This window comes from Mesorhizobium sp. WSM4819, assembly GCF_055811215.1.
The window spans coordinates 1-18,358 of sequence record NZ_JBVVQO010000026.1 but is presented as its reverse complement, the minus strand read 5'-3'; the positions used below and the strand labels follow the sequence as shown (position 1 = coordinate 18,358).

The 18,358-nt window shown below is 63.0% G+C and carries 14 protein-coding genes and 1 tRNA gene; 9 read left to right on the top strand and 6 right to left on the bottom strand.

What is annotated here, in order from left to right:
• Positions 1–188 precede the first annotated feature (188 nt).
• Positions 189–1,736, bottom strand: a complete 1,548-nt coding sequence (locus AC0L18_RS21400; protein WP_473494104.1) for a helicase HerA-like C-terminal domain-containing protein — start codon at positions 1,734–1,736, stop codon at positions 189–191.
• A gap of 256 nt (positions 1,737–1,992) precedes the next feature.
• Between AC0L18_RS21400 and AC0L18_RS21395 the strand changes: the two genes are divergently transcribed.
• From AC0L18_RS21395 to AC0L18_RS21380, 4 genes are all read left to right on the top strand, one after another.
• Positions 1,993–3,432: a methylmalonyl-CoA mutase subunit beta gene (locus AC0L18_RS21395; RefSeq protein ID WP_473494103.1), complete on the top strand. Its 1,440-nt coding sequence runs from the start codon at positions 1,993–1,995 to the stop codon at positions 3,430–3,432.
• Positions 3,429–5,552 (top strand): methylmalonyl-CoA mutase, encoded by a 2,124-nt coding sequence (scpA, locus tag AC0L18_RS21390; protein WP_473494102.1) that lies wholly within the window; start codon positions 3,429–3,431, stop codon positions 5,550–5,552. Before AC0L18_RS21395 ends, scpA begins: the two co-directional genes overlap by 4 nt.
• 69 nt (positions 5,553–5,621) lie before the next feature.
• Positions 5,622–5,843: an AbrB/MazE/SpoVT family DNA-binding domain-containing protein gene (locus tag AC0L18_RS21385; RefSeq protein WP_023800850.1), complete on the top strand. Its 222-nt coding sequence runs from the start codon at positions 5,622–5,624 to the stop codon at positions 5,841–5,843.
• Positions 5,840–6,229, top strand: coding sequence for a type II toxin-antitoxin system death-on-curing family toxin (locus AC0L18_RS21380; RefSeq protein ID WP_473494099.1), 390 nt, complete (start codon positions 5,840–5,842; stop codon positions 6,227–6,229). The genes AC0L18_RS21385 and AC0L18_RS21380 overlap by 4 nt, the downstream gene beginning before the upstream one ends.
• A 122-nt stretch (positions 6,230–6,351) precedes the next feature.
• Here AC0L18_RS21380 and greA read toward each other — a convergent pair whose 3' ends face one another.
• The 3 genes from greA to AC0L18_RS21365 all read right to left on the bottom strand — a co-directional run bounded on the left by greA (position 6,352) and on the right by AC0L18_RS21365 (position 9,294).
• Positions 6,352–6,825, bottom strand: a complete 474-nt coding sequence (gene greA, locus AC0L18_RS21375; protein WP_128184556.1) for a transcription elongation factor GreA — start codon at positions 6,823–6,825, stop codon at positions 6,352–6,354.
• 168 nt (positions 6,826–6,993) lie between these two features.
• On the bottom strand, positions 6,994–7,998 hold the full coding sequence (locus tag AC0L18_RS21370; RefSeq protein WP_473494097.1) for an asparaginase: 1,005 nt from the start codon (positions 7,996–7,998) through the stop codon (positions 6,994–6,996).
• Positions 7,999–8,127: 129 nt separating this feature from the next.
• Entirely contained in the window at positions 8,128–9,294 is a 1,167-nt protein-coding gene (locus AC0L18_RS21365; protein ID WP_023800854.1) for an acetyl-CoA acetyltransferase, read from the bottom strand.
• Between the two features lie 225 nt (positions 9,295–9,519).
• On the opposite strand from AC0L18_RS21365, the gene betI reads away from it, so the two are divergent.
• From betI to betB, 4 genes are all read left to right on the top strand, one after another.
• Positions 9,520–10,110 (top strand): choline-binding transcriptional repressor BetI, encoded by a 591-nt coding sequence (gene betI / locus AC0L18_RS21360; RefSeq protein WP_091590338.1) that lies wholly within the window; start codon positions 9,520–9,522, stop codon positions 10,108–10,110.
• On the top strand, positions 10,107–11,636 hold the full coding sequence (gene betC / locus AC0L18_RS21355) for a choline-sulfatase (RefSeq protein WP_473494094.1): 1,530 nt from the start codon (positions 10,107–10,109) through the stop codon (positions 11,634–11,636). The genes betI and betC overlap by 4 nt, the downstream gene beginning before the upstream one ends.
• Entirely contained in the window at positions 11,636–13,297 is a 1,662-nt protein-coding gene (gene betA, locus AC0L18_RS21350) for a choline dehydrogenase (RefSeq protein WP_473494092.1), read from the top strand. Before betC ends, betA begins: the two co-directional genes overlap by 1 nt.
• 162 nt (positions 13,298–13,459) lie before the next feature.
• Positions 13,460–14,923, top strand: coding sequence for a betaine-aldehyde dehydrogenase (gene betB / locus AC0L18_RS21345; protein ID WP_473494090.1), 1,464 nt, complete (start codon positions 13,460–13,462; stop codon positions 14,921–14,923).
• Positions 14,924–14,964: 41 nt separating this feature from the next.
• Here the strand turns inward: betB and AC0L18_RS21340 are convergent, their stop codons facing one another.
• Positions 14,965–16,485: a phosphomannomutase/phosphoglucomutase gene (locus AC0L18_RS21340; protein ID WP_473494089.1), complete on the bottom strand. Its 1,521-nt coding sequence runs from the start codon at positions 16,483–16,485 to the stop codon at positions 14,965–14,967.
• Between the two features lie 203 nt (positions 16,486–16,688).
• On the opposite strand from AC0L18_RS21340, the gene AC0L18_RS21335 reads away from it, so the two are divergent.
• Positions 16,689–16,765: transfer RNA gene (locus AC0L18_RS21335), tRNA-Pro, on the top strand.
• A 256-nt stretch (positions 16,766–17,021) separates the two neighbouring features.
• Here AC0L18_RS21335 and AC0L18_RS21330 read toward each other — a convergent pair.
• Positions 17,022–18,104: a hypothetical protein gene (locus AC0L18_RS21330; RefSeq protein WP_473494088.1), complete on the bottom strand. Its 1,083-nt coding sequence runs from the start codon at positions 18,102–18,104 to the stop codon at positions 17,022–17,024.
• Between the last annotated feature and the right edge of the window lie 254 nt (positions 18,105–18,358).

Sequence of the window (18,358 nt, the reverse complement as noted above, 5' to 3'; positions counted from 1 at the left end):
TAGCAGGCATCATGGAGGTCGGTTCTTGGCCCGAAGCTGCCGTTCGCAGCCCTAATTCAGCCTGGTGCCGCCTGCGACACAGTACCGGGATTTTTCCAGACTCGGCGCCCATTTTGGGGGCCCGATATTTTGGCCTGAGCATCGGATTCTCGCAACCGGTGCCCAGTTTTGGGTCCGATGCGGTGCTTTCAGCGCCGCCCCCTTGCCAGGCTGCCGAGGATGCCGCGCACGATCGCCCGTCCAACCGACGTGCCGACAGAGCGAACCACCGATTTGATCGCCGCCTCCGCCACCGTCTGGCGATTGGACGCTCGCGGCGCCGGTGCTCGCCTGCCGCCGGTGGGCTGGGGGGCGGGATCGTCATTGCCGAAGCCTGGAATGGTCCAGCGCGAGCCGCCGCTCTCCTGCTGCTGCGCCTCCGCGTCCAACGCATCCTTGGCTTTTTTCTGCAGCATCTCGAAAGCCGATTCACGATCGACGGTCTGATCGTACTGTCCCGCAACCGGGCTCTCGGTGATCAGCGTGCGGCGCTCGTCAGGCGTGATCGGGCCAAGTCGCGACGACGGCGGGCGAATCAGCGTCCGCTGGACCATGGACGGAACACCTTTGGCTTCCAGCGTCGAGACCAGCGCCTCGCCGGTGCCGAGCTGCGTGATCACGGTAGCACAGTCGAAGTCGGGATTGGGCCTGAACGTCTCGGCGGCGGTCCTCACGGCCTTCTGCTCCCGTGGCGTGTAGGCGCGCAGGGCGTGCTGCACCCGGTTGCCGAGCTGGGCCAGAACGGTTTCGGGGATATCCAGCGGATTCTGGGTGACGAAGTAGACGCCGACGCCCTTCGAACGGATCAGGCGGACCACCTGCTCGACGCGGTCGATCAGCACCTTCGGCGCGTCGTCGAACAGAAGGTGCGCCTCGTCGAAGAAGAAGACCAGCTTTGGCTTGTCGGGATCGCCGACTTCGGGCAGCTCCTCGAACAGTTCCGACATCAGCCACAACAGGAATGTCGCATAGAGCCGGGGATTCATCATCAGCTTGTCGGCGGCCAGCACGCTGATCGCGCCGCGCCCGTCGCGGGTGGTGCGCATGATGTCGGCGATCCGCAATGCCGGCTCGCCGAAGAAATTCGTCGCGCCCTGCTGCTCCAGAACCAGCAGCGTGCGCTGGATTGCGCCAACCGAAGGTTTCGTCACATTGCCGTAGCGAGCGCCGATTTCTTCGGCGCGTTCGGCGATGTTGGCAAGAAGCGCTTGCAGGTCCTTCAGGTCCAGCAGCAACAAGCCTTCCTCGTCGGCGATGCGGAAGGCGATGTTCATGATGCCTTCCTGCGCCTCGGACAAGTTCATAAGCCGCGACAGCAGCAGCGGCCCCATTTCCGAGACGGTGGCGCGGATCGGATGGCCCTGCTCGCCGAAAAGATCCCAGAATATGACCGGAAATTCCTGGAAATCATAGGGATCGAGCTTGACCTGCTCGGCGCGCTTGACCAGAAAATCCTGTGCCGCGCCCATCATGGCGATACCGGACAGGTCGCCCTTGATGTCGGCGCAGAAGACCGGCACGCCGGCATTGGAGAAACCTTCCGCCAAAATCTGCAAGCTCACGGTCTTGCCGGTGCCGGTCGCGCCGGTGACCAGGCCATGACGATTGCCATACTGAAGCAGCAGGTTTTCGGCGCGCTGGTAGCTGTCATCAGGCTTTCGGCTGGCTCCGATGAAAATACTGGTGTCGTCAGCCATGTGTCGGTCTCCGCAACCTGAAGTGTTGAATGCCCTGATCTATTGAAAGTAGCGGGGCTCGCCGCAGGTATAATGACGCCATTGCGCAGCGACAATGGCCATGGTCGAAATTGGGTTTTGGAGCTTGCGGATTTTGCGCATGTTTGGCAATCGGTTGACGGTTCACCGTCGCAGGGCGCGTGTTGCATTGTGATATGCGACGGGGAACCGTAGATTGACGTTCCAGGCCTATCGGCCGAGAAGACGAGGAGAGCGGATGGCCGGTGCCTTGAACCACGATGCCGAACTTCCGAACCCTGACCGGCAGCGGTGGCTGGCCCTTGCGAAAAAAGCCCTGGCCGGCGGATCCTTCGAGGAAAAACTCGTATCCCATACGGACGATGGCATCCGCGTCGAACCGCTTTATGATCGTTCGGTCACCGCAGAGCCTCTCCCACGGGCAAACCCCGGATCGCCGTGGATCGTCAGCCAGCGTATCGACGATCCGGATGTCGGCCGCGCCAAAGCCCAGGCCCTGGAGGACGTCGCACAGGGCGCCACCGGATTGTCGCTTGTCTTCGAAGGCGCGCCGAATGCGTTCGGCTACGGCCTGCCGAGGACTGCCCAGGCGCTGGAGACCGTGCTGGACGGCGTGCCACTCAACCGCATCCAGGTCCGCATCGACGCGCATCCCTGGAGCCGCGCCGTGGCCGACTGGCTGGTTGCGTTCTTGAGCAAGCGCCGGTCAGACCCGGCAAAGCTCAACCTGTCCTTCGGCATCGACCCGGCGGCGATCTTTGCCGGAACCGGCCGGTTGCGGATGTCGATCGAGGCCTTGCAGGCGTCGATGCCGCAGTCCCTGGCGCACTTTTTCTCGATGGGCGTGCCCGGGGTCCTGCTGGAGGCAGACGGACGCGTCTTCCACAATGCCGGTGCCACCGAAGCGCAGGAGCTGGGCACCATGATGGCTTCGGCGGTCTCCTATCTCCGGATGTTTGAGGAGGCGCGCCAGCCGCTTGTCTATGCGGCGCCCCATATCGGCTTTGCGCTGAGCGTCGACCAGGACCAGTTCGTATCGATGGCCAAGGTCAGGGCCCTGCGCAGGCTGTGGGCGCGGGTCCAGGAGGCATGCTCGATCTCCGCCGCCACCGCTAACATCCATGCCGAGACATCGTTCCGCATGATAACTTCGGCGGACCCGGAGACGAACATCCTGCGCACCACGATCGCCGCTTTTGCCGCGGCAGCCGGCGGGGCGGACTCGGTCTCCATCCTGCCGCATACGATCGCGCATGGCCTGCCGGCGGGCTTTGCCCGCCGTATCGCCCGCAATACGCAACTGATCATGGCCAACGAAAGCCATATCGATCATGTCGCCGACCCTGCTTGCGGTTCGGGCGCCGTTGAAGCGCTGACTGCCGAACTCTGCGAAGCGGCGTGGGAAGAATTCCAACGGATCGAGGCGGAAGGCGGCGTTCTGTCCAGCCTGCAGCAAGGACACATCCAGAAACGGGTTCAGGCGGCCGCCGCCCGCCGCAATGCTGCCTATCAGGCGGGCGACCGGGCCATCATCGGCACGACGCTTCACCCGTCGAAGATCGAACGTCCGGTCGAAACCTTGGCGGCGGAGCGGCGGCCCTCGGTCACCGAGGGCGTCGCGGTGTGCGAGCCGCTGTTTCCGATCCGTATCGATCAATCGATCGGAGCAGCATCATGATTCCGGATTTCAGCCAGATCGGCTGGTCGGCGCCGCGCCGGGCGCCGATCGAGGTCAAGGGCCAGCGGATGACCCCGGAAGGACTGGCCATCAAGCATCTGTACAACCAGGGCGACCTCAAGGGGTTGCCGCATCTCGACACTTATCCGGGCCTGCCGCCATTCGTGCGCGGCCCCTACCCGACCATGTATGTCCAGCAGCCGTGGACGATTAGGCAATATGCCGGCTTCTCGACGGCGGAAGAGTCGAACGCCTTTTACCGGCGCAACCTCGCGGCCGGCCAGAAGGGACTGTCGGTGGCTTTCGACCTTGCCACGCATCGCGGCTACGACAGCGATCATCCGCGCGTTGCCGGTGATGTCGGCATGGCAGGCGTCGCCATCGATTCCATCCTCGACATGCGCCAGCTCTTCGACGGCATCCCGCTTGACGAGATGACGGTGTCGATGACCATGAACGGCGCGGTGCTGCCGATCATGGCGCTCTACATCGTCGCCGCGGAAGAACAGGGCGTTGCGCAAAAGGACCTTGCGGGGACCATTCAGAACGACATTCTGAAAGAGTTCATGGTGCGCAACACCTACATCTATCCGCCAAAACCTTCGATGCGGATCGTGTCGGACATCTTCTCCTACACGTCGCAGCACATGCCGAAGTTCAATTCGATTTCGATCTCCGGCTATCACATGCAGGAGGCAGGGGCGACCGCCGACCTCGAGCTCGCCTACACGATCGCCGATGGCATCGAATATGCCCGCGCCGGTGTCGCCGCAGGTCTCGATATCGACCGTTTTGCGCCGCGCCTGTCCTTCTTCTGGGCGATCGGCATGAACTTCTTCATGGAGGTCGCCAAGCTGAGGGCAGCCCGCCTTTTGTGGTCGACCCTGATGCTGAAGAACTTCTCGCCGAAGGACGAGCGCTCGCTGTCGCTGCGCACCCATTGCCAGACTTCGGGCTGGTCGCTAACGGCGCAGGACCCTTACAACAACATCATTCGCACCATGATCGAGGCGATGGCGGCGACGCAGGGTCATACACAATCGCTGCACACCAACGCCTTCGACGAGGCGATGGCGCTGCCGACCGACCATTCGGCCCGCATCGCCCGCAACACGCAGCTCATCCTGCAAAAGGAATCCGGCACCACCCGCATCATCGACCCGTGGGGCGGCTCTGCCTATCTCGAACGGCTGACGCATGACCTGGCGGCGCGCGCGCTTGCCCATATCGAAGAGGTCGAGAGCCTGGGCGGCATGGCCGCCGCAACCGAAAAAAACATACCGAAGCTGCGCATCGAAGAGGCCGCCGCGCGCACGCAGGCGCGGATCGATTCCGGCGAGCAGATCCTGGTCGGCGTCAACGCCCATCGTCCCGAGACGGATATCAAAGTCGACGTGCTGAAGATCGACAACGCCGAAGTCAGGGCCCGGCAATTGTCGAAACTGCAGCGGCTGAAAGGCACGCGCGACGTCGGCGCGGTGGAGAATGCACTGAATGCACTGACCCGAGCTGCCGAGAGTGGCGAAAACCTGCTGGAGTTCGCCATTCGCGCCGCGCGCGCCAACGCCACGGTCGGCGAGATTTCACTGGCGCTGGAAAAGGTTTTTGGCCGCCATGTCGCCTCCGTCCAGACGATCTCCGGCGTCTATCGCAAGGCGCTCGGCGACAATCCGGTGGTCGATCGGCTGCAGGACAAGATCGTCGCGTTCGAGGAGAAGTCCGGCGGCAAGCCACGCATTCTCGTCGCCAAGATGGGACAGGATGGCCACGATCGCGGCCAGAAAGTGATCGCCACCGCCTTTGCCGATCTAGGCTTCAACGTCACCGTCGGGCCGATGTTCCAGACGCCGGACGAGATCGCCAGGCTTGGCGTCGAGCACGACGTGCATATCATTGGCGCCTCGTCGCTGGCGGCGGGCCATTTGACGCTCATTCCCGAACTCAGGGACGCGCTGAAGAAGCTTGGCCGCGGCGATATGCTGATCGTTGCCGGCGGCGTCATCCCGCCGCAAGATCATGAGGCGGTACGGCAGGCGGGGGCGGCGGAGATCTTCCCGCCAGGCACGGTTATTCCCGAGGCCGCCGACCGGCTGATGGACCGGCTGCTGCAGGCTGGCTGAATTGTTATAATCCATGTTGCAACGACCGACAGTTGAGTTATAATTGGCGTTGCAACAGAGGATGAATCCATGAACACGACCATTCGCAAAATCGGCAATTCCGAAGGCGTGATCCTGCCCAAGGAAATTCTCGATCACCTGAATCTGAAGGCCGGCGATCAGCTTGAGATCGTCGAAACGAGCAAGGGCATCGCCCTTCGGCCAGTGGACGACAGCTTCGAGCGGCAGATGGAAGCCGCTCGCCAAGTCATGGACAAATACAAAGTCGCGCTTCAGAAGCTCGCCGAATGAGCTGGGAGTTCCTGAGCCGGCGTGCGGTCGAAGCCATGCACGCCGAGCAGTTGCGTCGGCACGGCGGCGCGCACGGTTTGAGGGATGAGAATGCCCTCGAATCGGCGCTCGCCCGAGCCGAGAACAAGGCCAACTATGGTGATCCATCGATCGAGGATCTGGCCGCGGCCTATATCTTCGGCATCGCCAGAAATCACGCCTTTGTCGACGGCAACAAGCGCACGGCCATCGTCGCCGCCGGCGCGTTCCTGATTGTCAACGGCTATGTGCTGATGGCCGACAACGGCACGATCTATGAGTTCGTCATGGGCGTTGCCGCCGGCGAAATCGACGAGGCTGGTGCTGCGGCGTTCTTCCGCGACCATGTCGTCAAGGTCGAGGGCTAATGTGCGTCGCGTTCGGGATGGATTTCCGCGACGCGCTTTAAGTTCTCGTTTTTATGCAGTCGCTATCGCAAAACCGCTGCGCACCCTCGGGTCAGGCCCGCATGCTTTTGGGGCGACATGCATTAGCTGTCGGAGAGCTTCACAATCTCCCACTCCCTGCCGTTCACCACGGCAATTTCGCCGACCTTCTTGCCGAACAAGGCCAAGGCCATCGGTGAAACATGGGAAATCGTCCCCTTGGCCGGATCCGCCTCATCCTCGCCGACAATCCTCCAGTGCACCTTCCTGCCGTCATCGCCTTCCAGCGTGACGCCCATGCCGAAGCGAACCAGGTCGCTGCCCGGTTCCGGCACGGAAAGCTCGGCGCTTTCACGCCGCGCGGTCCAGTAGCGCAGGTCGCGCGAGATGAGCGCGATGCGCTCGCGGTCCGCCCTCTTTTCCGCTCTGCCCAGATCGTCGCGCAGGGCAGCCAGTTCGGCGTCGATCAGCGCCAGGCCGCGTTGCGTCACCAGATTGCGATGGTGGCTGATCGGCCGCTCGCCGATGCCGGCGATGGCGTTTTCGCTATCTTCTTCGCGCGTGAAGGCTCTGCTCATCAGTCGAGCTTATGCCTCGCGTGGCGACTCTACAAGCTATTGCCGGAAAACCGGATCTGCCGATCCGGCGTGACACGATTCCTGCGGCGCGACGGCAGGACGCTGGGAATTTGTGTGGCTATGCGCATCTGACCATCGGACGCAATCACGTGAGCTGAATGCCCGTCCTCAGCTCAGCGCAGCAGTAGGGCGGAGTGAGCCGACCTTGGCGCCGATCCGGCTTTCTATGGGCGGATGTGCCTCTTCGATCAGTATCGCCGCCAGCGCCTTGTCGGCGTGCAAAAACCTGGCCAGCACGGCCGCGACCGTGACTTCAGCGGCGCGGCCGGCGCCATCATCGCATTTCAGTGCAATGCCAAGGCCAAGCTCGGGAAGCGCCGCGCAATAGACGCCTTCGGCCCCAACCTTCACAAAAATCCGGCCTGACGCGGCCTGCATCAGCGCAATATCGGCCCTGCCTGTGCCGGCGACCAGAAACGGCTCGGCCATGCAGGCGGAAAGCAGCCGCTTTGCAGCTTTGGCGCGCACGGGTTCAAGGCCGATACCTGTCGCCATGCGGGCAAAGCCGAGCGCGAAGCTGCGCAGTGGCACGGCATAGGTCGGGATCGAGCAGCCGTCGGTGCCGCAATGATCGACATCATGAGCGGCACCGGTCACCGCTTGCATCGCATCGCGCACCATCTCCTGCGAGGCATGGCCTGATTTGACATAGCCGCGATGGGCGACGCCGGCGTGGACGCAGGTGCAGAGAAAGCCCGCATGCTTGCCAGAACAATTGTTGTGCAGCGCGTTTGGCAAATTGCCGGTGCTGGCCAGCGCAACTGTCGCGTCATGGCTCGACGGCCAATGCGCGCCGCATTCCAGCGCCGCCACGTCCAGCCCGGCCTTGGCCAGCATCGCCCGCGCCAGTTCGACATGCGCCGGCTCGCCGGAATGCGAAGCACAGGCCAGCGCCAGTTCGCGGTCGCCGAAACCGTACGCATCGGCGGCGCCGCTTTCGACCAGCGGCAGCGCCTGGATCGCCTTGACCGCTGAGCGCGGGAACACCGGGCGAGCCGTATCGCCGATTTCCCAGACCGGCTTGCCATCGGCATCGAAGACCGCAATAGCGCCACGATGCGCGCTCTCGACCACGGCGCCGCGCAAAACTTCGACCAGAACCGGATTTGTCATGAATTCCCCGCTAACGCGTGACCTCGAAAATCGGATTCGATTTTCGAAAAGGATCATGCGTAAAATCAAAGTGTTACAGCACTCTTTTCGCGTCCGGAAGGGCGCGCGGCGCTGTAATGCGGGCCGCTTTTATCTGATCCGATCGAGAATGGAAACGTAGTTGGCTACCGCGGCGCCGCCCATGTTGAAGATGCCGCCGAGCTTTGCTCCGGGCACCTGGATGCCGCCGGCCTCGCCGACGAGCTGCATGGCGCTCAGCACGTGCATCGAGACGCCGGTGGCGCCGATCGGATGGCCCTTGGCCTTCAGCCCGCCTGACGGATTGACCGGCAACCGGCCGTCCTTCGCCGTCTCGCCGTCCAGCGCCAGTTTTGCGCCCTCGCCCGGTTTGGCCAGGCCCATCGCCTCATATTCGATCAGCTCGGCGATGGTGAAGCAGTCATGCGTCTCGACGAAGGACAGATCGTCGAGCGTCACACCGGCCTTGTTCAGCGCCTGATTCCAGGCCTGCTCGCAACCCTCGAATGCCAGGATGTCACGCTTCGACATCGGCAGAAAATCCTGCACGTGCTCATTGGCGCGGAAAGCGACGGCGCGGCGCATCTTCAATGCCGTCGCCGTGTCGGCAAGCACCAGGGCGGCGGCGCCATCCGAGACCAGCGAGCAGTCGGTACGCTTCAGGGGACCGGCGACGAAGGGGTTCTTCTCGCTCTCGTGCCGGCAGAACTCATAGCCGAAATCCTTGCGCATCTGCGCGTAGGGATTGTCGACGCCGTTCCTGTGGTTCTTGGCGGCGATCATCGCCAGCGCGTCCGACTGGTCGCCATAGCGTTGGAAATAGGCTTGCGCGATCTGGCCGAAAACGCCGGCGAAGCCTGCCGGCGTGTCGCCCTCCTCGGGCAGATACGAGGCCTTGAGAAGATTCTTGCCGATTTCCGGACCTGATGTCGTCGTCATCTGCTCGGCGCCGACCACCAGCACGATACGCGCCGCATTGGCGTCGATGGCGCGGATGCCTTGCCTGACCGCCGCCGAGCCGGTGGCACAGGCGTTCTCGACGCGCGTCGCCGGCTTGAAGCGAAGCCGGTCGTCGGCCTGCAGGACCAGGCTTGCGGTGAAATCCTGTGCGGAAAAGCCGGCATTGAAGTGGCCGAGCACGATCTCGTCGACCTCGTCCGGACCGATGCCGGCATGATCGAGCGCCTCGCTAGCCACCTTGGTGATGAGGCCCTCCAGCGTCTCGCCTTCGAGCTTGCCGAAGCGCGAATGCGCCCAGCCGACGATGCATGCTGTCATGATTATCTCCATCCCTGCGGGCCGGGCTACGCGATGTCGCGGCGCGCTATCAACATTGTTCAAGAATGAACCGTCCCAGCGACTTCGTAAAGGGGCCAGAACCACACAACGACTTGATCTTGATATCTGGTCACGGCAGCTGACATTTGCCACACAATCGCGTCGGATTTTTGTTGATTGATCCGTCAATAAAAAATAATCTTGCCGCAACGGACCGGAGCAAAGATGCCGAAAATCGGAATGGAGCCGCTGCGCCGCAGGGCGCTGATCGACGCGACGATCTCGGCGATCGGCGAGCGCGGTTCGCTTGATGTGACGATGTCGGAAATCGCCGGGCGCGCCGGGGTGTCCTCGGCGCTCGCCCATCACTATTTCGGCGCCAAGGACGAACTTTTGCTGGCGACGATGCGGCACATCCTGGCCGAGTTGACCGCCGACATGCGGCGCGCGCTTCGATCGGCCAGCACGCCACGCCAGCGCGTTTCGGCGGTGGTCGCGGTCAATTTCTCCGACGCCCAGTTCCAGCCGGAAACGATAGCCGCCTGGCTCGCCTTCTATGTCGAGGCGCAAAAATCGCCAGCGCTGCGCCGGCTGCTCAAGGTCTATGCGCGACGCCTGCATTCCAATCTGTTGAGCGGGCTGACCGGCATCCTGCCGAGAAGCGAAGCCGACCGTGTCGCCGAGGCGACAGCGGCGCTGATCGACGGGCTCTACATCAGGCGCGCGCTGAAGGACGGCGTGCCCAATGCCGCGACCGCGATCGCGCTGATCGAGGACTATCTCGAAACGAAACTCGGCCAGCGGAGCGCGCAGTGACGTCGAAGCGACCCAATTTTCTGATCGTCATGGTCGATCAACTCAACGGCACATTGTTCCCGGATGGGCCGGCGGACTTCCTGCATGCGCCGCATCTGAAGGCGCTGGCGGCTCGTTCGGCGCGCTTCAAGAACAATTACACCGCCTCGCCGCTCTGCGCGCCGGGCCGTGCGGCGTTCATGAGCGGCCAGTTGCCGTCGCGCACCGAGGTCTATGACAATGCCGCCGAATTCGCCTCGTCGATCCCGACCTATGCGCATCATCTGCGTACCGCCGGCTACCACACCTGCCTGTCCGGGAAGATGCATTTCGTCGGGCCGGATCAGTTGCATGGCTTCGAGGAGCGGCTGACCACTGACATTTATCCGGCCGATTTCGGTTGGACGCCGGATTATCGCAAGCCCGGCGAGCGGATCGACTGGTGGTATCACAATCTCGGTTCGGTGGCCGGCGCCGGTGTCGCCGAGATCACCAACCAGATGGAATATGACGACGAAGTCGCTTTTCACGCGGTGCAGAAGCTTTATGATTTCGCCCGCGTCTCGGACGATGCCGCGCGCCGGCCGTGGTGCCTGACCGTCTCCTTCACCCATCCGCACGACCCCTATGTCGCGCGCCGGCGCTACTGGGATCTCTACGAGGATTGCCCGGCGCTCGAGCCGGAAGTCGGCTTCATCCCCTATGACGAACAGGATCCGCATTCGCAGCGGCTTTACCGCGCCAGCGACTATGACAGTTTCGACATCACCGGCGAGCAGATCCGCCGCGCGCGGCGCGGCTATTTCGCCAGCATCTCCTATCTCGACGACAAGGTCGGCGAACTGCTGTCGGTGCTCGAGCGCACGAGAATGCTCGACGACACGATCATCCTGTTCTGCTCCGATCACGGCGACATGCTCGGCGAGCGCGGCCTGTGGTTCAAGATGTGCTTCTTCGAGGGCTCGGCGCGGGTGCCGCTGATGATCGCCGGAAAAGACATTTCGGCCATCCTGATCGACGCGCCGGTTTCCAATCTCGACGTCGTGCCGACGCTTTGCGACCTCGCCGGCATCGACATGAGCGCGATTGCGCCATGGACCGACGGCCAGTCGCTGCTGCCGCTGCTCGACGGCAAGACGCGCGCTGAACCTGTGCTGATGGAATATGCGGCCGAAGGCTCCAACGCGCCGATGGTGGCGATCCGCGAGGGCCGCTACAAATTCATCCATTGCGAGATCGATCCGCCGCAACTGTTTGATCTTGAATCGGATCCGCGGGAATTGACCAACCTCGCCGCCGACCCGGCGCACGCGGCTTTGGTGGCTTCTTTCACCGGCAAGGTCCGGGCGCGCTGGGACATGGCTGCCTTCGATGCCGCCGTGCGCGCCAGCCAGGCGCGCCGCTGGGTGGTCTATCCGGCGCTGCGCAACGGCACGCATTACCCCTGGGAATTCCAGCCGCTGCAGAAGGCCTCGGATCGTTACATGCGCAACCACATGAACCTCGACCTGCTCGAAGAGCAGAAGCGCTTTCCACGAGGCGAATGATGACAGACGGTCTTGAGGCGGATTTCGTCATCATCGGCGCCGGCTCGGCCGGCTCGGCCATGGCCTACCGGCTGTCGGAGGATGGCAAATATTCGGTGATCGTCATCGAATTTGGCGGCAGCGACATCGGGCCGCTGATCCAGATGCCGTCGGCGCTGTCGATCCCGCTCAATATGAGCCTCTACGACTGGGGTTTTGCCAGCGAGCCGGAGCCGCATCTCGGCGGCCGTGTGCTGGCGACGCCGCGCGGCAAGGTCATCGGCGGCTCGTCCTCGATCAACGGCATGGTCTATGTACGCGGTCACGCCCGCGATTTCGACCATTGGGCAGAACAGGGCGCGGCTGGCTGGGGGTTTGCCGACGTGCTCCCCTACTTCAAGCGCATGGAGGACGCCAACGGCGGCGAGAATGGCTGGCGCGGCCACGGCGGCCCGCTGACCGTGCAGCGCGGCTCAAGGACGAATCCACTCTACGGCGCCTTCGTCGAGGCAGGCCGTCAGGCCGGCTTCGAGCTGACCGACGACTACAACGGCGCGAAGCAGGAAGGCTTTGGTCCGATGGAGCAGACCATTCGCGGCGGCCGCCGCTGGTCGGCGGCGAGTGCCTATCTCAGGCCGGCGCTGAGGCGGAAAAATGTAAGCCTCGTCAAGGGCTTCGCCCGACGGGTGGTCATCGAGAATCAACGCGCCACCGGTGTTGAGATCGAAGTGCGCAGACGGATTCAGGTGATCAAGGCGCGACGTGAAGTGATCGTTGCCGCCTCTTCGATCAATTCGCCCAAGATCCTGATGCTGTCCGGCATCGGCCCGGCCCAACATCTGAGGGAATACGGCATTCCGGTGATCGCCGACCGGCCCGGCGTCGGCCGCAACCTGCAGGACCATATGGAACTCTACATCCAGCAGGAATCGACGCAGCCGATCACGCTGAATTCGGTGCTGAACCCGTTCTCCAAGGCGCTGATCGGCGCGCAATGGCTGTTCTTCAAATCGGGCCTCGGCGCAACCAACCATTTCGAGGCGGCCGCCTTCGTGCGCTCGCGCGCCGGCGTCGACTATCCCGACATCCAGTATCACTTCATCCCGGCGGCGGTCCGCTATGACGGCAAGGCGGCGGCGAAAGCGCACGGTTTCCAGGCGCATGTCGGGCCGATGCGATCGAAGTCGCGCGGTTCCGTCACGCTGCGCTCGCCCGATCCCGGATCGAAGCCGGTGATCCGCTTCAACTACATGTCGCATCCGGACGACTGGATCGAGTTCCGCCACTGCATCCGGCTGACGCGCGAGATCTTCGGCCAGTCGGCATTCGACCCTTATCGCGGCAAGGAGATCTCGCCGGGCTCGCACGTGCAGTCGGACGACGATCTCGATGCCTTCATCCGCGATCACGCCGAAAGCGCCTACCACCCCTGCGGCACTTGCAAGATGGGCCGCAAGGATGATCGGATGAGCGTCGTCGATCCGCAATGCCGTGTCATCGGCGTCGAAGGGCTGCGGATCGCCGATTCTTCGATCTTCCCGCGCGTCACCAACGGCAATCTGAACGCGCCGTCGATCATGACCGGCGAAAAGGCCGCCGACCACATTCTCGGCCGCACGCCGCTGGCGCCGTCCAACCAGGAACCATGGATCAATCCGCGCTGGCAGGTGTCGGATCGATAGAGCGACGTGCGTCCATTCGGACGCACAAGCGCTCTATCGCTTTTTTAGTCCTCGCATCGTGCTTTCCGAAAATCGATTCCGATTTTCGAGCCGATGCGATAAGCCATGATCCGGCGGTGCCCGCCCGCCGGTCCCATCGAAAGACAGTTTGGAGAAGGTCCCATGCGCGCCCAGCCAAAGGCATCGCACTATGTCAACGGACGCTACATCGACGATGAGCAAGGTGCGCCGCTGCCGGTCATCTATCCGGCAACCGGCGAGACCATCGCGATGCTGCGTTCGGCGACGCCGAACGTGCTTGAACTGGCGATCGAAGCAGCGCGTGCAGCACAACCGGCCTGGGCGCGGCTGAAGCCGGTCGAGCGCGGGCGCATCCTGCGCCGCGCCGCCGACATATTGCGCGTGCGCAACGCCGACCTGGCGCGCATCGAGACGCTGGATACCGGCAAGGCGATCCAGGAGACGCTGGTGGCGGACGCGCCATCGGCAGCCGACTGCCTCGAATATTTCGGCGGCGCGGTCGCTGCCTATAATGGCGAGTCCGTCGATCTCGGCGGCGCCTTTGCCTATACAAGGCGCGAGGCGCTGGGCGTCTGCGTCGGCATCGGCGCCTGGAACTACCCGATCCAGATCGCCGGCTGGAAATCGGCGCCGGCACTCGCCATGGGCAACGCCATGGTGTTCAAGCCGTCGGAGAACACGCCGCTGTCGGCGCTGGCGCTCGCCGAAATCTACACCGAGGCCGGCCTGCCCGACGGGCTGTTCAACGTCGTGCAGGGCTATGGCGATGTCGGCGCCGGCCTCGTCGGGCACGATGTCGTCGCCAAGGTCTCGGTGACCGGCTCGGTGCCGACCGGCCGCAAGGTGCTGTCGCTCGCCGGCTCGAAGATGAAGCACGCCACCATGGAGCTTGGCGGCAAGTCGCCGCTGATCGTCTTCGACGATGCCGACCTCGAAAACGCCATCGGCGGCGCGATGCTCGGCAATTTCTATTCGACCGGCCAGATCTGCTCCAACGGCACGCGGGTCTTCGTGCAGAAGGGCATCCACGACCGTTTCGTCGAGCGGCTGGTCGAACGGACCAAGAAAATCCGTATCGGCGATCCGCTTGACCAGGAAACGCAGATGGGGCCGCTGGTCTCCAAGGCGCAGCACGAGAAGGTCATCGGCTATATCGAGGCCGGCAAGCAGGATGGTGCCATGCTAGCCTGCGGCGGCAATGTACCTTCGCTGCAAGGTTTCCAGGGTGGCTTCTTCGTCGAGCCGACGGTCTTCACCGGCGTCACCGACACCATGCGCATCGCGCGCGAGGAGATTTTCGGGCCTGTCATGAGCGTGCTGAAATTCGACGGTGAGGATGAGGTGATCGACCGCGCCAACGATACCGAATTTGGCCTTGCCGCCGGCGTGTTCACGCGCGATCTGCCGCGCGCCCACCGCGTCATCGCCGAGTTGCAGGCCGGCACCTGCTGGATCAACGCCTACAACCTGACGCCCGTCGAAATTCCCTTCGGCGGCTTCAAGCAGTCGGGAATCGGGCGAGAAAACTCGCTTGCCGCGTTGGCACTCTATTCGCAGTTGAAGTCGGTCTATGTCGAGACTGGCGACGTCGCGAGCCCCTATTGAGGCTCACCGGCGCCGCCGACCAGAGACCTTAGCCAGAGAACTTAGAACGTCTGGTTGTAGGCGCCGACTTCGGGGCTGCGGCGCAGCACCGCATCGACGGCTTCGAACATTTGCCGGCGCCGCTCCGACGACACCGGGCTCTCCACCACGACGACAAGCTCCGGCTTGTTCGACGACGCCCGCACCAGGCCCCAGGTGCCGTCCTCGGCAACGACGCGAACGCCATTGACGGTGATCAGTTCGGCGATCTTCTGCCCGGCGAAGATGGCGCCGTCATGCTTCATGGCCTGAAAGTCGGAAACGACCCGCTCGACCACGCCATATTTCAGCTCGTCGGCGCAGTGCGGCGACATGGTCGGCGTGCCGAAGGTCAGCGGCAGGTCGCGATAGAGATCGGCCATGCTGTTTTTGGGGCTGCGATCCAGCATCTCGCAGATGGCGATGGCTGTGATCAGACCATCGTCATAGCCGCGCCCGATCGGCGGGTTGAAGAAGAAATGGCCGGATTTCTCGAAACCGGCGATGGCGCCAAGCTCGGCGACGCGCCGTTTTATGTAGGAGTGGCCGGTCTTCCAGTAATCGGTGACGGCGCCATCGGCGCGCAGCGCGGCGTCGGTATTGAACAATCCGGTCGACTTGACGTCGACGACGAAGGTCGAGCCTGGATGCAGGCGCGCAATGTCGCGCGCGAGCATGACGCCGACCTTGTCGGCGAAGATTTCGTTGCCCTCATTGTCGACCACGCCGCAGCGGTCGCCATCGCCGTCGAAGCCAAGCCCGACGTCTGCTCCTGTCTCCAGCACCTTGTCGCGGATCGCGTGCAGCATCTTCATGTCTTCGGGATTGGGGTTGTAATTCGGAAACCTATGATCGAGCTCGACATCGAGCGGGATCACCTCGCAGCCGATCCGTTCCAGCGCTTCAGGTGCAAAAGCGCCGGCAGTGCCGTTGCCGCAGGCGGCGACCACCTTGAGCTTTCTCGCTATGCGCTTGTCGCGGGTCAGGTCGTCGAGATAGATCTTGCGGAAATCCGCAACGAAGTCATAGGAGCCGCCGCCGACCAGGTCGAAGTCGCCGGCAAGCACGATCGTCTTCAATGCGCTCATTTCCTCCGGACCGAAGGTCAAGGGCCGCGCCGCCCCCATCTTGACGCCGCTCCAGCCGTTCTCGTTGTGCGAGGCGGTGACCATGGCGACAGACGGCGTGTCGAGCGCAAACTGGGCGAAATAAGCCATCGGCGATAGCGCCAGCCCGATATCCCTAACCCGCGCGCCGGCGGCCATCAGCCCGGAAACCAGCGCCAGCTTGATCGCCAGCGAATAGGAGCGGAAATCATGCCCGGTCACGATGTCCGGCCCGGCGCCCAAACGCCGGATCAGCGTGCCGAGCCCCATGCCGAGCGCCTGCACACCGATCAGGTTGAGCTCCGGTGGCTCTGCAGAGCCCGGATGGCCGAACCACCAGCGCGCATCATACTCACGAAAGCCGGACGCCTTGATCAGCGCCGAGGTTTCAAACTCGAAAGTGTTGGGAAGGGCTTCGCTAACAATCTTCAGGGACAAGACAGCAACTCCAAGCGGCTGGATTCAGAGTGGTTTCAACGCAGGTGGCCATGCCTATAACACGAGCCCTTAAGCGGTGTTTATCCCGCAGGGAACTGAAACCTGTATGACGTTAAGGCGAAACGGCAAGAAATGCGACAGAAGCGCTGCCATTGGCGCTTGCAGGAACGAAGTACGGCGGCTATAAGCCCGCGGTCTGGTCACGGAGTGTAGCGCAGCCTGGTAGCGCACATCGTTCGGGACGATGGGGTCGCAGGTTCAAATCCTGCCACTCCGACCAGAAAAAACAATGGGTTAGGCAACCCGAATACTGCCTGCCCCGCAGATATCCCCACTGAAAAGATGGAAAAGTATCTAGGCCGCTCGATGGAGCTGGCAGACGCATAACTATTTAACTGCGACACGCTATTGCTGCCATTTCACCCGCCAACCCAGGTCGGCTGTTCCGGCACCTACCCACTCGCGATTTTGCAGAATCTGAGCCGCGCCATCTAAACTATGTCTGCTTCGCGCACCATTGGCGCTGCGCCCGGGATTTAGGCGGATCGGACACCGCCGGCACCGGCGAGTCGTCCAACGATCTTGCTCAGCGTTCGCAGCGTCCAGGCCAGCGGCGCCAGAACCATCCTCAGCAGAGAAGCCAGGACAAGACAGAGTATGAAGTAGGCCGCAAAGGCGCCGAGCCAGGCCGGGAGACCTGCTTGTTCGGCTATCCAACCGGCGGCGTTTGTCAGAAGGTGAGGTCGCGTGATCGCCACATAGGGAAGTGCGACGACGGCGGCGACACCGGCTGCGGTACCGACGGTGGAAAGCGATTGGAACGCACCTTTGCCTGCTGCCCTCAGATGTGCGATCCGCACAGTTCCGCGACCAGCTGCGGCCACCGGTGCCCTCGCAACCCGCAATGCCTTGGCTGCGGCGCCCATGCCCCCGACGACGATTGCCGCATCGAAGGCCGCCCAACCCATCTCGTCCCAGGTCGGAAGCCGCTCGCCGCGGGTGATCACCCCTTCCAGGTCGGAAACGCCGCCCAGGACTATGTTCTTCGCACCAAGCAGCGTGCGGGTGAACTGTCTGCGGACTGCTGTTCCGTCAACGATCTCGAACTCCGACAGCATCTCATGCCCGCGATCCTTGAGCTCGCGAATGGCAATAAGCCCATATTGCTCCGGCGAAATCTCGGCGAGGCCGAATCCCACCTGCCGGTCGTCCCACAGGCTCGAGAGGCCCTGACCGATGGTTTCCTGCAACAAGTACTGCGACGATCCATTCTTCACGAAGTAAGCAATCACCGGCACGACCGGATGGCCGAGACGGTCGAAAACCTCCACGAAATCCGCATCCTCGCCATAGACGAGGAACACTCTGGCTGCATCGTCGCCATATTTCGCCGCTGCCTCATGCCAGCCGAGCCCGCCTGCCGCGCAGGCTGCAAGAACCCATGGCCGAGCCTGCTCCACAGCTTTGCTGCTGAGCGGGCAACGGGTGTCGTCCCGGCGAACTTCCTCCGCCAGCGCGGCTCGCATGACCTCATCCTCGAAGTGATGGGGCTCCCGCCATTCCCATCTGAGCGTCAGGACGATCGCCACAACGAGTGAGGCCGCTAGCAGATATCTCATTCTCAAGGGGGCATCCTCCCGCAGTCATGTCATGCCAAGACGTGCCGAAGCTATCAGCCAATCCCGATGAAGCGATCGTTAGTTCTGGGATGTGGTGGAAATTTGCTGAAGGGTGGCCGACAGCGGACGTTCCGTTTTCCACCAAACTTCGGCGTTAATGGTCATTTTGGGGCCGAAGAACGAACCCGCTGCGCGGGAGGGCGCCTGCGGTTGAGGTAGAGATCAGGAACCGGTCGTCGCGCCTGCATTGAGCG

Coding starts and splice junctions, on each gene's coding strand:
- AC0L18_RS21400 (WP_473494104.1), bottom strand. CDS start 1,736: ATGGCTGACGACACCAGTATTTTCATCGGAGCCAGCCGAAAGCCTGAT.
- AC0L18_RS21395 (WP_473494103.1), top strand. CDS start 1,993: ATGGCCGGTGCCTTGAACCACGATGCCGAACTTCCGAACCCTGACCGG.
- scpA (WP_473494102.1), top strand. CDS start 3,429: ATGATTCCGGATTTCAGCCAGATCGGCTGGTCGGCGCCGCGCCGGGCG.
- AC0L18_RS21385 (WP_023800850.1), top strand. CDS start 5,622: ATGAACACGACCATTCGCAAAATCGGCAATTCCGAAGGCGTGATCCTG.
- AC0L18_RS21380 (WP_473494099.1), top strand. CDS start 5,840: ATGAGCTGGGAGTTCCTGAGCCGGCGTGCGGTCGAAGCCATGCACGCC.
- greA (WP_128184556.1), bottom strand. CDS start 6,825: ATGAGCAGAGCCTTCACGCGCGAAGAAGATAGCGAAAACGCCATCGCC.
- AC0L18_RS21370 (WP_473494097.1), bottom strand. CDS start 7,998: ATGACAAATCCGGTTCTGGTCGAAGTTTTGCGCGGCGCCGTGGTCGAG.
- AC0L18_RS21365 (WP_023800854.1), bottom strand. CDS start 9,294: ATGACAGCATGCATCGTCGGCTGGGCGCATTCGCGCTTCGGCAAGCTC.
- betI (WP_091590338.1), top strand. CDS start 9,520: ATGCCGAAAATCGGAATGGAGCCGCTGCGCCGCAGGGCGCTGATCGAC.
- betA (WP_473494092.1), top strand. CDS start 11,636: ATGACAGACGGTCTTGAGGCGGATTTCGTCATCATCGGCGCCGGCTCG.
- betB (WP_473494090.1), top strand. CDS start 13,460: ATGCGCGCCCAGCCAAAGGCATCGCACTATGTCAACGGACGCTACATC.
- AC0L18_RS21330 (WP_473494088.1), bottom strand. CDS start 18,104: ATGAGATATCTGCTAGCGGCCTCACTCGTTGTGGCGATCGTCCTGACG.